Source organism: Bradyrhizobium lupini, from assembly GCF_040939785.1.
GTDB lineage: Bacteria > Pseudomonadota > Alphaproteobacteria > Rhizobiales > Xanthobacteraceae > Bradyrhizobium > Bradyrhizobium canariense_D.
The window spans coordinates 1,255,990-1,268,038 of record NZ_CP162553.1; the positions used below are offsets into that span (position 1 = coordinate 1,255,990).

A 12,049-nucleotide genomic window follows, 5' to 3' on the forward strand; every position below is an offset into this window, starting at 1 on the left:
GTGCCGGTGTTGAGATGGTGAATTTTCATCGCGCGTTCCCTGCCTGTTGTGAGCAGAGCGTTCTTGTCATCGCTAGATCCATAGGTAAAATATCGAATATTGATAATATCTCTAGGCATATCCTATGGACATACGCGAACTCCGCTACTTCGCCGCCGTCTACCGCGAGCGCAACCTGACCGCGGCGGCGCGCGTCTGCTTCGTTTCGCAGCCGTCGATCTCCACCGCGATCACCCATCTGGAGGCCGAGCTCGGCACCACGCTGTTCATCCGGCACAAGAAGGGCGTCGCGCCAACCGCCTCGGCCGAGCAGTTTCACACGCTCGCCCGCCGCATCATCGACGAGACCGACGCGGCGCGCAGCCTGTTCAGGAGACCGAGCACCAAAACCAATGTGACGCTCGGCCTGATGCGCACGCTCGACGTGCCCCGGACGATCGCACTGCTCAAGCCGCTGACGGCGCGCGCCGACATCGCACTCCGCCTCGTCGGCAGCGACGAGCGCGCCGACGCGCGGATCATCTCCAAGAGCATGCTGCGCGCTGACGAACATTTCGTGGCGCTGTGGAGCGAGCGCTATGTCGCAGCGCTGCCGCCGTCGCATCCGCTGGCCCTGAAGGAGAAGCTTCGCACCGCCGATCTCGCCGGCGTCCCCTTGATCGACCGCTGCCATTGCGAGCAAAGCGAGTTCTTCCGCCGCAACCCGCAGGCCCGACAGACCGCGGCGATCGCGCAATCAGAGGATTGGGCCATGGCGCTGGTCGCAGCCGGCGTTGGCATCGCCATCGTCCCGGAAGGCGTAGCGCGCGGCAATCCGGATGTCGCGGTGCGCGAGATCGAGGTCAAGGTCAAGCGCGAGGTCGGGCTCGCCTATCGCGCATCCGTGCCGCTACCGGATGCGCTGAAGGATCTTGTCAGCAAGCTCCGGAAGCAGCGGCGCAAGCCCGCGGGGCAACGATCGCGCGCCCGCGGAAAATCCTAACCCTTCGAGACGACCGCACGGCCGTAGGGCGGCTGGGCCGCGACCGGCGGGTTGGCGGTCTGGGCGGCGAGTTCGCCGATCAGGCGGTCGGCATCGGCGGCCATGCCGTCGGGCGCCTGGATCACCAGCCGCTCCAGACCCCAGCGATAGGACGACACGCGCTGCTCGAGGCACTGCTGCACCCACTGGATGATCAGCGAATTCTCCTGCATGCGCTCGACCGCGTCCTCCTTCTCCTTCGGCGAGAGGGAAGAGACACGCGCCATGCTGGCGTTGCGCTTCTTGTCGAGGTCGATGACGCGGATCGCGGAGGCGAAGAACGGCTCGAAGCGGGTGATGTCGTTGCGCACGTCTTCCATCAGCTGCGTATAGCGCGAAGAATGCGAACGGTGCGGCTCGTCGATCAGCGTGCGACCATACATGGTGCGGTCGAACACGATCGTTTGCCGCCAGGGCGAGGGCAGCGCTTTGTAGTCGCCGAACACGCTCTTCCAGGCGGGCCGCGACAGCGGCGGCTCGATCAGGGGATAGGCGAGGTCGCGAAGCTGGCGCTCCTCGTCGGTGAGCTGGAATCGGGATGGCTTCAGGCCAACGCTGGAGGTGACTTCCGCGCCCAGCCAGCGATGCATGTCGTCGCTGCGCATGTCGGCACGGGTCCGGCCGAAATCGCCGCCACTACAGGCGGCAAGCGTCGCGCCCAGCACTGCGAGCATGAGGGCCGTTACGATGGGCCGGATCTGACGGAGGTTCTCCGGCATTGCAAAGTCCGAAGGCTAACGGCGACGACGACGGCGCCCCGGCGCTGTGCCCTGCTCCGGCCCGTGATCGCCGCTGGTTTCGTCGCTCTCGCGCTCGATGCGGATCACGGGAAGGATCAAAATCGTGCCCATGTCCGCGCGCGGAGCCACGTCCACCGACGCGCCCACCCGGCGACCGGCCGGAAATTCGATGATGGTCCCCATATCAGCTCTCTTCAATTGCCGCGCGACCCGGCGCGCCTCTGCAACATGGGGATCATTAAGATCAGTTCATGGTTAACGGGGTGTAAACGTGCCGGCGGCACCGTAACCGCACGGGCGGGACCCACCGTCCCGTTGCGGCACGAGAACGCTTCAAAGCAGGCGTTCGGCTTCACGCCTCGTTTTCCTTAACGAGCCTTTAAAGGAGCCCGCGATAGGCTGCCGGCGAGTATCTCTTCTAGGTCGCGTATCTCTCCATGACCAAGTCGTTGTTTCCAGGATTCGACGGGCTGATGACCCTCTCCCGTCGCGAAGGCGTCGATGTTCGTCCGACGCTGCTGCGCGTGCTGACCGACCTCTATGTCCAGTCGAGCACCCACAGCGACGACGAGCAGCGCCAGTTCGTCGAGCTCGCCACACGACTGATCGACCAGGTCGACGACGCGACGCGCGCGGCCGTGAAGGCGCGGCTTGCGATCTATCCGTCGACACCCGCCCCGATCATGCAGAAGCTCGGACTGTCGGCCGCGCAGGAGGGCCGCAGGGTTCCGCTCGCGCGCGAAATCCCGGCGCCCGCCTCTGCCCCCCTCCTGCCCCCTTGCCGGTTCGCACGCCAAGCGACGCCGAGCTGCGCATGGCCTCGAACATGGCAATGCAGCCAACTGACGCGGCCGATATCCACGACATGTTCTTCCGCGCCGGCGCCGCCGAGCGCGCGCTGATCCTGCACAATCTGGCGCAGACCCCGCTGAAGGCGGCGCCGCGGATTCCGACCGTGCGCGCCAAGCGCGCGATCCAGATCCTCGAGATGGCGGCGATCGCGGGCGATGTCGAGAATTTCACCTCCGAGCTCGGCGACAGCCTGATCCTGCCCTCGCGCGTCGCAGCCCAGATCGTCGACGATGCAAGCGGCGAAGCGCTCGCAGTCGCCGCGCGCGCGCTCGACATGCCGAGCCCGGTGTTCCAGCGTATCCTGCTGTTCTTCAAGCCGGAGATCGGCAACTCCGTGACCGACGTGTACCGGCTGTCGCGTCTTTACGATCGCCTCAGCGATCGCGCGGCGCTGGTGATGCTGGCCGCCTGGCGCGGCTCGACGCTCGCCGTCACCCGCGCAAAGTACCAGCCCTCGCTGCATGACAGCGAGCGCCAGCGCGCACGTGCGGGCGCAAGCCAGACGCGCCCGGGCGTGCAGCCCGGCTCCGCGCCCGCGGTGCGGACAGGGACTGACGGATCGGATCGTTAGGCCTTCGCCAGCTCGAGAAAATGCCGCCCGGCGCGGTCTTCGGTCTCGACGATCCAGATATCGGGGTCGAAGCGGATTTCCTTGGTCAGGCGCTCCTCCACCGCGGGCTCCGGCATCGGTTGCGGCGCAAGCGGCACAAAGAAGCGATCGACCGGCCGACCGTCTTCATAAGAGGTCTGCGGCGCCGGCACATAGAGCATCGCATTGCCGTCAAGCAGCGAGACCTTCACGAACACCGCACCCGCCTCCTCCGCGCCGCGACGCCGCACCGCGCCGTACACGCCCTCGGTCTGGCACCGGCGCAGATAGGCTGAGACCCAGATATTTGATTTCAAACGCATGGAGCGCACGATAGGACAGCGGTGCAATCAGCACCAGCCTTCGCACAACAGTCACGACTATTCGACGGGGTGGCCGATCGCGGCGCCGAGCTCGCGGAGCAGGCGGTCGGATAGCTGGCCGGTGACCTGCATCTTGTGCTCGCGCTCGAATTTCTGGATCGCGGACTGGGTCTCGGCGCCCATCGCGCCCGTGATCTTCAAATTCCCGTAGCCATATTCGGACAGCGCGCGCTGCACGCCGGCGATGCGCCGCGCGGCCGGGCTCTGCTGCACGGGGATCGGCGCCGGAGGACGCGTGACGGAGGGCGGCGCCGAAATCGTTTGCTTGACCAGATTGGTCATGGGATCGCCCGAGCGCGGCGTCGATGCGGTCGCCTCGACAGGCCTTTCAGGCGGCTTTTCCGCAGGTCTGGGTTCGGCACGAAACTCCGTCGCTCTCGGCTCGAGCGGCGAGGTATCGGCGCCGACGGGACGCGGACGCGGCAAGGGGTTCGACAGCGCCAGGAACGACGGTGCGGGAAGATTGATCACGGTGCCGAACATCGGCGCTGGATGCCGGCCGGTCTGCAGGAACAGCGCATTGGCAGCGATCGCGCCGATGGCGGCAACGGCGACGAGACCGGCCAGGGTATCCTTGGGGCTATGCAGCAGCACGCGCAGCACGAGATTGCGCTCGGTCTCGACATCGATGACCGCGGCCTTGGCGCCACGGCGGCGCGGAGCGGCTTCGTCCTTGGCAGACTTTTTAGGCACTTTTCTTCACCAGAGCGGGTTGGTCCTGAACTTGGTCGTGAGGATGGTCCTGAACTTCCTGGCGTAGCACCGGCTTCAGGGTCGCGATCTTGCTCTCGCTCGCCTTGCTGTCGGACATCTTGCCATCAGAAGTCTTCATATCAGACGTCTTGGCTTGCGGCGTGTAGACGAGCGGCAGCTTGACGGTGACGGCAGTGCCCTCGCCGAGCCTGCTTTGTACCGTCAATTCGCCGAGATGCAACGCCACCAGGCTCTTCACGATCGAAAGTCCGAGGCCGGTGCCTTCGTGACGGCGCTGATAGGTCTTGCCAGCCTGGAAGAACGGCGCGCCGATGCGCTTGAGATCGTCAGGCGCGATGCCTATTCCGGTGTCGCTGACGCGCAGCGCAAGCTGCGAGCCCGAGACCGCGGCCGTTACGGTGACCTGACCGCCACGCTCGGTGAACTTGACGGCGTTCGCGACGAGGTTGAGCACGATCTGCTTGAAGGCGCGCGGATCGCCGGTCATGACAGGCAGATCCTGCGGCGCATCGGTGACAAGATCGACGCCGTTCTCCCGCGCCTTCAGCGCCAGCAGATTGCAGCAATGCATCAATGATGCACGCGGCGCGAACGGTTCGGACGCCATCTCGAAATTGCCCGACTCCATCTTGGACATGTCCAGGATGCCGTTGACGACCGAGAGCAGATGCTGGCCGGAATCGTTGATGAGCTGGGCGTATTCCCTCCGCTGGGCCGCGCCCAGCATCAAGGTCTGCTCCTGCGTGATCATCTCGGAGAAGCCGATGATGGCGTTCAGCGGCGTGCGCAGCTCATGGCTCATGGTGGCGAGGAAGCGCGTCTTGGCGGCGTCCGCCGCCTCTGCAGCGCTGCGCGCCTGATCGAACGCCTGCTCCCCGAGCTTGCGGTCGGTGACATCGCGCATCACGGCGACGACATCGGCCTCGCGCGTGGCATCACGGCCCATATCCTGATCGAGCGGGCGGCAGCGCATCTCGACCCAGATGAAATCAACCTGGCCGCGCTCAGAGCCGGCACGCTCCCGGCGCAACCGGAACTCGACACTGCGCACGTCGCCGCGCGCGGCATCGGACAGCGCCGTCAGATACGCCGGCCGATCGGCGACATGGACGCGATCGAACAGGCCGTGGCCGAGCAGTTGCGCGACGGGCACGCCGAGCATGGCTTCCACCGCCGGTGAAATGAACTGCACCGCGCCGTTGCGCTGATGCCTCGAGATGACGTCGCTCATGTTCCGCGCCAGGAGGCGGTAACGCTCTTCCTCACGCAACAGCAGCGCAACGCTGGTGCGCGCGAGCGATTCCGCTCCGAAGGCCAGACCTGCGGCATAGAGCGTCGCCGAGGCGACGCCGAACGCTATCAGCACGCCGCGTTCCGCAGCGCTGGTATCGCCAATCGGCAGCCAGCCGAGCTGGCTGACGAGGATCAGGATGCCGGCGCAGGACAGCGCCAGCAGCGAGGCAAAGGCCGCGACGCGGCGCGAGGCCGACAGCGCAGCTTCGAGGGGAACGACAACCAGCCAGATTGCGGCGAATGATTCGATGCCGCCGGTCGTCACCGCAACCGCCATGATCAGGCCCGAGAGCGCCAGCGACGACAGCACATGCGCGCCTTCGTAACGGCCGGTGCGCGACAGGAACCAGGACAACAGGATCGGCGCAATCAGCCAGGCGAAGGCTGCCACCTCGATCGCGCTCGGCGCGCCGCGCATGGCGAGATAGACCGGGAATGCGGCAAAGGCGGCTAGGCTGCCGAGCAGCCGCGGGGCCATGAAGGCACGATGGCGCGCTCGCGTCAGCGCGTCGTAACGCGCGGAGGGATGCAGCAGCGCATCGAGACAATCGCGGATGATACTCAAAACTGTCACGGGTCTCGCGCTTCGGCTCATTCGTCGGGAAGACGCGCCGGAACGCCTCCTTATCGTTGAGCCACCGTGTCAGAGCGACCTTAAACGAACACTAAGGCATCGCGGCGCGCCGCCGGACACCCCGTCATCGCAGGGCTTTTTAGACGATTTGACGACGTCATCGGCGAGGATGGTGAACACAGGGTTTCACCGTGATCCGCATGGTTTCGAAATGGTGGACGGGCGTGGCGGCAGCGCTCACGGCACGGACGTCAATCGAAAATTTACGACACCATCGATAGCAAAGATTCTTGACTCAATTTTCCGCGAATTAAGCGGAAGGCAATCACTTGCGATTTATCGAGAGTTGCTAGGTCCGACATCCGCGGAGATCGCCGCGGCGGGATCTAACATACAGGTCGCAAGATGCGCTTTCTGCTTCGCATCACATTCTGGCTCGGGCTGGTGCTGGTGCTCCTGCCGCGGGACAAGACGCCCGAATCGGACAAGCTGCCGCAGATCGGCGCTGCCGACGCGGTGCAGGCTGCGACCGCGGCCGTCTCCGACATGACCCAGTTCTGCAAGCGCCAGCCGACGGCGTGCGAGGTCGGCGGACAGGCCGCCACCATCATCGGCCAGCGGGCGCAGGACGGCGCAAAGAAGATCTACCAGATCATTAACGACAAGAAAGAGCAGCTCGAGAAGCCCGACAAGAAGGCGCCCGACCACACCGGCTCGATCGCGCTGGCCGGCGAAGGCGATCTTGCTGCGAGCGAGGCGCCGCGCGACACCCTGTCCCAGGACGACCTCGCGCTGGAATGGCGCGGCCCGGCGCCCGCGACAGCGAATTAGCGCCCAAACCCTATCGATTTCGGCGCTTTGCGTCCCTATATTGGCCTGAACGGGAACTTTGGGCCAGCATGACGACGATCGATGAAATCAGGGATAATTTCGAGATTCTGGACGAGTGGGACGACCGCTATCGGTACGTCATCGAGCTCGGCCGCACCCTGGAACCGATGTCCGAAGCCGAGCATTCGGCCGAGAACAAGGTGAATGGCTGTGTCAGCCAGGTCTGGCTTCAGAAGCTGATTGATCGTCGCGATGACGGCGCGCCGATCCTGACATATCGCGGCGACAGTGACGCCCACATCGTGCGCGGGCTGGTCGCGATCGTTCTGTCGCTTTACTCCGGCCGCACGCCACAGGAGATTCTTGCGACCGACGCCATTGCCGTATTCGACGAGTTCGGCTTTCGCGACCATCTGACGCCGCAGCGTTCGAACGGCCTGCGCTCGATGGTCGAGCGGATCAAGACCGACGCGAAAGAGGCGCTCGCGGAAGCGTCGTAGAAACTCTACTTCCGCTTCCGCTGCTGCTGTCCCAGTCCCATCTGCTTCGCAAGCTGCGAGCGGGCCACCGCATAGTTCGGTGCGACCATGGGATAGTCGGCCGGCAGGCCCCATTTCTCGCGATATTGCTCCGGCGTCATGTTGTATTGGGTGCGCAGATGGCGCTTCAGCGACTTGAAGCGCTTGCCGTCTTCCAGACAAACCAGATAATCGGGCGCGATCGACTTCTTCAGCGAGACCGCCGGCTTCGCTGGCTCGAGCGGCGCCGTCTCGGTGCGGCCTGACGAAACGCGCACCAGCGCGCCATGCACCTGGCTGATCAGATTCAGGAATCTCAGCCGCAGGCGTTGGATTGTTGCTGAGATAGGCCGACACGATGCCCGCCGTCAGCTCAACGAAATTCTTAGCCCCAGCATCCGACATCGGCCCCGCCTTTCTCCACCTTGCGTCTCACGCGAGAGACGACGCCAAAGTATTCCGTGTCAACAATACGTTCGGCTGAAATGGGACGACTAAGGAATCCGGGCTGATTTACTGACGAAGTGACAAGAACACCACCGCTTTACTTGTCTACGCTAGCGTTTTGCCTGCACCAGATTTGCCTGCGCCCGCTCTCAAGCGCCGCGCTGGTCGAGGTGGGAGCGCAGCTCGTCGATCGAGGCAAAGCGCATCATCCCCTCAGGCATCTGGGCTTCGATCGAGCCATCGGAATAGAGCGAATAAGCCATGCCGTCGACGATGCCGGATTTGAGCACGGTCACAGGCGCCTGCTCGGCCGCAGCCGCAGGCTCGGGTGCGGGCGGCGGAGCAGGCTCAGCGAAGGTCGACGGCGAGCGCGGTGGCGGGCGCCGCGCGGCGGCCGGCGGCTCCGGAGGCCTCATACGGTCCGGCTTCGGCCAGGCGTCGTCAAAGCTCGCAGGCGGCGTCTCCGGGGCGGCAGGCTCCGCCGACGGCTCGGCATGCGGCAGCGGCGGCAAGCCCTCGCCGGTCTTCGCTTCCGCGCGCTCACGCTCCTTGCGGGAGGTCGAGGCGAACAACAGGTTGCGCCGGCGCGGCGGTTCCGGAACCTCAGGCGGGCTCGGAGCTTCCGGCGCTGGCGGCGGCTCGACGCGCGGACGCTCGCGCGCGGCTGCTTCGTTCTGCCAAGGCGGCGGTCCTGCGGCCGGCAATGGCGGCGCCGGCTCCATCTTCTCGGCGCCCGCCGGCTCAGGCGCGGGGGCAGGCGTCCCGGCCATCCCGAGACCCGGCAGCACGGGCCTGACCCGAACGTCGGATGGTGCAATTGATCCAGCCAGCCGGCGAGCGATGCCCTTCAACTCCGCGACCACCACGTAGAGGCCGGCCAGTAACAGTCCGGAGCAGACGCCGATGGTACCGGAGATTATGAGGGTACTGCCGAGACTGAATTCCCTGACGGTGAAGCCGAACAGGATCGCAAGGAGGCCCGCCAAAACGGCGAAAATCCCCGCGATCAACAATGCCAACGCCATCGAACTCACCCCCGGCCGCGCAGCCATACGCGACACTCGTCACGCCACGATACCGTCATCCGGTGTTCCACGCCAACGTCGAATTATAGGCTGCGTTCCTAAAGGAAAGGAAATCAGGGACTTATTCACATTCCCTTCAGCTACGGCTCGCTACTTCTAGGCTGCTCTCAAGTTGGTCGGATTTGCTGCGTTGCATCAGGAATTTAGCCATAATGCCCAATTACTTGGTAATGGAACTGCGCTATAGGGATTCCGGGGAGCAGGCCCGCGCGCACCAGCAGGGCCAAGAGGGGATTCCGGGTCACCAATAGCCATGACATCCATCACGACTTCGGCGATCGACACGCCTCTGCGGCGCTCGGTTGAACGGACTTGCGACGATCTCGCCATGCTGGTGCTGGCTGCGGTCGCCGTCATTGCAGGCTTGACCTTCCGCGACTATGGGCTCGGCTGGGACGACTACACCCACGCCGAATATGCCGACCTGCTGCTGCGCATGTTCGGTTCCGGTTTCAAGGACACCGCGGCACTCTCCTTCGCCAACCTCTATATGTATGGCGGCGGCTTCGACATGGTCGCGGCCCTCCTGCACAAGGTGATTCCGCTCGAGCTGTTCGAGACGCGCCGTCTGGTCGGCGCCGTCGTCGGCGTGATCGGACTTGCCGTGATGTGGCGGCTCGGCCGCCGTATCGGCGGCCCGCTTGCGGGACTTGCCTCACTCTTGCTGCTCGCGCTCTGCCCGATCTTCTACGGCCACATGTTCATGAACCCGAAGGATGCGCCCTTCGCCGTGGCCATGATCGTCCTGATGCTGGGTCTCGTCCGCCTCGCCGAGGAATATCCGCAGCCTTCGCCGCGCACGATCCTCATCGTCGGCCTTGGTGCCGGCCTCTCGCTCGGCACCCGCATCCTCGGCGGGCTTGCGCTGGTCTATGCCGTGATCGGCTTCATGCCGCTGTTCCTGGAGGAACTGCGCAGCGAGGGCCTCCGCGAGTCGGTCCGACGCTTCGCTCATGTCGTCTACGTGCTGCTGCCCGGCCTCGTGCTCGGCTATCTCGTGATGGGGCTGATCTGGCCGTGGTCGATCATGGAGCCCGGCAATCCCTTCGAGGCGCTGACCTACTTCTCGCACTTCTTCGAGAAACCCTGGAAGGAGATGTTCGACGGCGCGATCGTATCCGTGCCTGACATGCCCTGGTCCTATCTGCCGACGCTGTTCGCACTTCAGTTGCCCGAGGTGATGCTGGTGCTGACGTTCGGCGCCGTGATCGGCACCTTGGTTATGCTGCCCCGCCGCGAGGTCCCAGCCCGCCGCAAGACCATCCTGCTGATGCTCACGCTCGCCGCGACGCTGCCGCTCGCGATCGCGATGGTGAAGCGACCGGCGCTGTACAATGGCATCCGCCATTTCGTCTTCGTGATCCCGCCGATGGCGGTGCTCGGCGGCGTCGCCTTTGGCTGGGCCATGGAGCGCCTGCGCGCCAATCATCGCACCTGGCAGCCGGTCGTGCTCGCCACCTTCTGCTTTGGCCTTGCGCTCTCGCTCGCCGAGATGATCCGCCTGCATCCCTATCAATACACCCACTTCAACCACATCGCCGGCACCGTGCGCGGCGCCGACGACCGCTTCATGCTGGATTATTGGGGCCTCGCGCTGAAGCAGGCCTCCGACGAATTGCGCGAGCAGCTGGTCGAACGCCAGGAAGTGCCGCCGCGCAATCGGAAATGGAAGGTTGCCGTGTGCGGTCCGCAGCGTCCCGCCCAGGTCGCGCTCGGCCCCGACTTCACCATTGGCTGGGATTCCAATGCCGCCGATTTCGCCATGACGCTCGGTGAGTTCTACTGCAAGGGCCTCACCGCCCCCGTGCTGGTCGAGATCAAGCGCGACGACGTGGTGTTCGCCCGCGTCTACGATATCCGCGGCAGCAGCATTTCCAGCCTGCTCTCGATCCCGGCGCCGTAAAAATTCTTCTCTCTTGTAGGACCGTAGCCCGGATGAGCGCAGCGACATCCGGGGCCTATCAGGCAGCCCCGCATGTCGCTTCGCTCATGCGGGCTACGCTGGACTGCCGCGCTTTGTGTGCCTTGCTGGCAGGTCGCGGCAGGACTACGCTCCCTCCCTGCAACAACGATGTTCGGAGAGATCAGCCATGTCGCCAGCGGAAGCGCGCCTGAAGGAAGTGCCGTCGAACATGACGGAGGCCGAGTGGCAGCAACGGGTCAATCTCGCCGCCTGCTATCGCCTCGTCTCGCTCTACGGCTGGGACGACTTGGTCGACACCCACATCTCAGCGCGCGTGCCCGGCCCCGACCATCATTTCCTCATCAACCCCTACGGGCTGATGTTCGACGAGATCACGGCGTCGAGCCTCGTCAAGGTCGATCTGCACGGCAACCAGCTCTCCGAGAGCGAATACAGCGTCAACCCCGCCGGCTTCACCATCCACTCGGCGATCCACGAGGTTCGCGAGGACGCCATCTGCGTGCTGCATCTTCACACCCTCGACGGCACCGCTGTCTCGAGCAGCGCCGAAGGCCTGCTGCCGCTGAACCAGACCGCCCAGCTCGTCACCCACGACCTCGCCTATCACGACTACGAAGGTATCGCCCTCGACCACGACGAGCGGCCGCGGCTGCAGAAGGACCTAGGCGACCACAACCACATGCTCTTGCGCAACCACGGCACGCTGACGGTCGGGCGCTCGGTCGCCTCGGCCTTCGAGCGCATGTATCACCTCGAGCGAGCCTGCTCGATGCAGGTGCGTACGCGCGCGCTGGGCACGCCGGTCTACCCGGTCGACGATGTCGCGATCGACAAGAACACCGAGCTGCTCGCCAACCGCGACCGCGCCGAGCTGCGCGCCACCAACCTCGTGTGGCCACCGCTGCTACGCAAGCTGGACCGCGAGCTTCCGGGCTACCGCTCTTGAAATTTTCGGGATTTGGTGTAGGGTAACGGTCAACGAACCTCTACGCCTTTTGGAATGAAACGCCGCCCAATTCCGGGCGGCGTTTTTTATTTGGCCCCGTCATTGCGAGGAGCGAAGCGACGAAGCAATCCA

General features: G+C 64.8%; 11 protein-coding genes and 2 pseudogenes. 6 read left to right on the forward strand and 7 right to left on the reverse strand.

All coding sequences use genetic code 11. The annotated features are described in order from the left end of the window. The first annotated feature begins 124 nt into the window (after positions 1 to 124). A complete protein-coding gene (locus tag AB3L03_RS06335) occupies positions 125 to 982 on the forward strand; it encodes a LysR family transcriptional regulator (RefSeq protein WP_204510691.1) in 858 nt (285 codons plus the stop codon). On the opposite strand, the gene AB3L03_RS06340 is transcribed toward AB3L03_RS06335, so the two are convergent. Further along, positions 979 to 1,740, reverse strand: a complete 762-nt coding sequence (locus AB3L03_RS06340; protein WP_204510690.1) for a hypothetical protein — start codon at positions 1,738 to 1,740, stop codon at positions 979 to 981. The two genes, AB3L03_RS06335 and AB3L03_RS06340, sit on opposite strands and share 4 nt — an antisense overlap. A 15-nt stretch (positions 1,741 to 1,755) precedes the next feature. Further along, on the reverse strand, positions 1,756 to 1,944 hold the full coding sequence (locus tag AB3L03_RS06345; RefSeq protein WP_018458490.1) for a hypothetical protein: 189 nt from the start codon (positions 1,942 to 1,944) through the stop codon (positions 1,756 to 1,758). Between the two features lie 254 nt (positions 1,945 to 2,198). On the opposite strand from AB3L03_RS06345, the pseudogene AB3L03_RS06350 reads away from it, so the two are divergent. Next, positions 2,199 to 3,184, forward strand: a pseudogene (locus tag AB3L03_RS06350) (DUF2336 domain-containing protein). Here AB3L03_RS06350 and AB3L03_RS06355 read toward each other — a convergent pair. The 3 genes from AB3L03_RS06355 to AB3L03_RS06365 are packed head-to-tail and all read right to left on the reverse strand — an operon-like array spanning position 3,181 to position 6,187. Further along, positions 3,181 to 3,525 (reverse strand): DUF1491 family protein, encoded by a 345-nt coding sequence (locus AB3L03_RS06355; RefSeq protein WP_368508358.1) that lies wholly within the window; start codon positions 3,523 to 3,525, stop codon positions 3,181 to 3,183. The pseudogene AB3L03_RS06350 and the gene AB3L03_RS06355 sit on opposite strands and share 4 nt — an antisense overlap. Positions 3,526 to 3,582: 57 nt before the next feature. Further along, complete coding sequence (locus AB3L03_RS06360; protein WP_368508359.1) at positions 3,583 to 4,278, reverse strand: peptidoglycan-binding domain-containing protein; 696 nt, start codon at positions 4,276 to 4,278, stop codon at positions 3,583 to 3,585. Further along, positions 4,271 to 6,187: a PAS domain-containing sensor histidine kinase gene (locus AB3L03_RS06365; RefSeq protein ID WP_204510686.1), complete on the reverse strand. Its 1,917-nt coding sequence runs from the start codon at positions 6,185 to 6,187 to the stop codon at positions 4,271 to 4,273. Before AB3L03_RS06365 ends, AB3L03_RS06360 begins: the two co-directional genes overlap by 8 nt. A gap of 384 nt (positions 6,188 to 6,571) precedes the next feature. On the opposite strand from AB3L03_RS06365, the gene AB3L03_RS06370 reads away from it, so the two are divergent. Beyond that, the gene (locus tag AB3L03_RS06370) at positions 6,572 to 6,997 is read left to right on the forward strand and encodes a DUF5330 domain-containing protein (protein ID WP_085362369.1); all 426 of its coding nucleotides are present in this window, start codon (positions 6,572 to 6,574) and stop codon (positions 6,995 to 6,997) included. Between the two features lie 68 nt (positions 6,998 to 7,065). Continuing rightward, a complete protein-coding gene (locus AB3L03_RS06375) occupies positions 7,066 to 7,497 on the forward strand; it encodes a SufE family protein (protein ID WP_018456863.1) in 432 nt (143 codons plus the stop codon). 5 nt (positions 7,498 to 7,502) lie between these two features. Here AB3L03_RS06375 and AB3L03_RS06380 read toward each other — a convergent pair. Both AB3L03_RS06380 and AB3L03_RS06385 read right to left on the reverse strand, forming a co-directional pair. Further along, positions 7,503 to 7,920 (reverse strand): annotated as a pseudogene (locus AB3L03_RS06380) (MucR family transcriptional regulator). Between the two features lie 191 nt (positions 7,921 to 8,111). Then, the gene (locus AB3L03_RS06385) at positions 8,112 to 8,987 is read right to left on the reverse strand and encodes a hypothetical protein (RefSeq protein ID WP_018456865.1); all 876 of its coding nucleotides are present in this window, start codon (positions 8,985 to 8,987) and stop codon (positions 8,112 to 8,114) included. A 313-nt stretch (positions 8,988 to 9,300) separates the two neighbouring features. Between AB3L03_RS06385 and AB3L03_RS06390 the strand changes: the two genes are divergently transcribed. Both AB3L03_RS06390 and AB3L03_RS06395 read left to right on the forward strand, forming a co-directional pair. Continuing rightward, positions 9,301 to 10,950 carry an ArnT family glycosyltransferase gene (locus AB3L03_RS06390; protein ID WP_368508360.1) on the forward strand — a complete coding sequence of 550 codons (1,650 nt, stop codon included), beginning with the start codon at positions 9,301 to 9,303 and terminating at the stop codon, positions 10,948 to 10,950. 187 nt (positions 10,951 to 11,137) lie between these two features. Beyond that, entirely contained in the window at positions 11,138 to 11,917 is a 780-nt protein-coding gene (locus AB3L03_RS06395) for a class II aldolase/adducin family protein (protein WP_018456867.1), read from the forward strand. Positions 11,918 to 12,049: the final 132 nt, after the last annotated feature.

Coding starts and splice junctions, on each gene's coding strand:
- AB3L03_RS06335 (WP_204510691.1), top strand. CDS start 125: ATGGACATACGCGAACTCCGCTACTTCGCCGCCGTCTACCGCGAGCGC.
- AB3L03_RS06340 (WP_204510690.1), bottom strand. CDS start 1,740: ATGCCGGAGAACCTCCGTCAGATCCGGCCCATCGTAACGGCCCTCATG.
- AB3L03_RS06345 (WP_018458490.1), bottom strand. CDS start 1,944: ATGGGGACCATCATCGAATTTCCGGCCGGTCGCCGGGTGGGCGCGTCG.
- AB3L03_RS06355 (WP_368508358.1), bottom strand. CDS start 3,525: ATGCGTTTGAAATCAAATATCTGGGTCTCAGCCTATCTGCGCCGGTGC.
- AB3L03_RS06365 (WP_204510686.1), bottom strand. CDS start 6,187: ATGAGCCGAAGCGCGAGACCCGTGACAGTTTTGAGTATCATCCGCGAT.
- AB3L03_RS06370 (WP_085362369.1), top strand. CDS start 6,572: ATGCGCTTTCTGCTTCGCATCACATTCTGGCTCGGGCTGGTGCTGGTG.
- AB3L03_RS06375 (WP_018456863.1), top strand. CDS start 7,066: ATGACGACGATCGATGAAATCAGGGATAATTTCGAGATTCTGGACGAG.
- AB3L03_RS06385 (WP_018456865.1), bottom strand. CDS start 8,987: ATGGCGTTGGCATTGTTGATCGCGGGGATTTTCGCCGTTTTGGCGGGC.
- AB3L03_RS06390 (WP_368508360.1), top strand. CDS start 9,301: ATGACATCCATCACGACTTCGGCGATCGACACGCCTCTGCGGCGCTCG.
- AB3L03_RS06395 (WP_018456867.1), top strand. CDS start 11,138: ATGTCGCCAGCGGAAGCGCGCCTGAAGGAAGTGCCGTCGAACATGACG.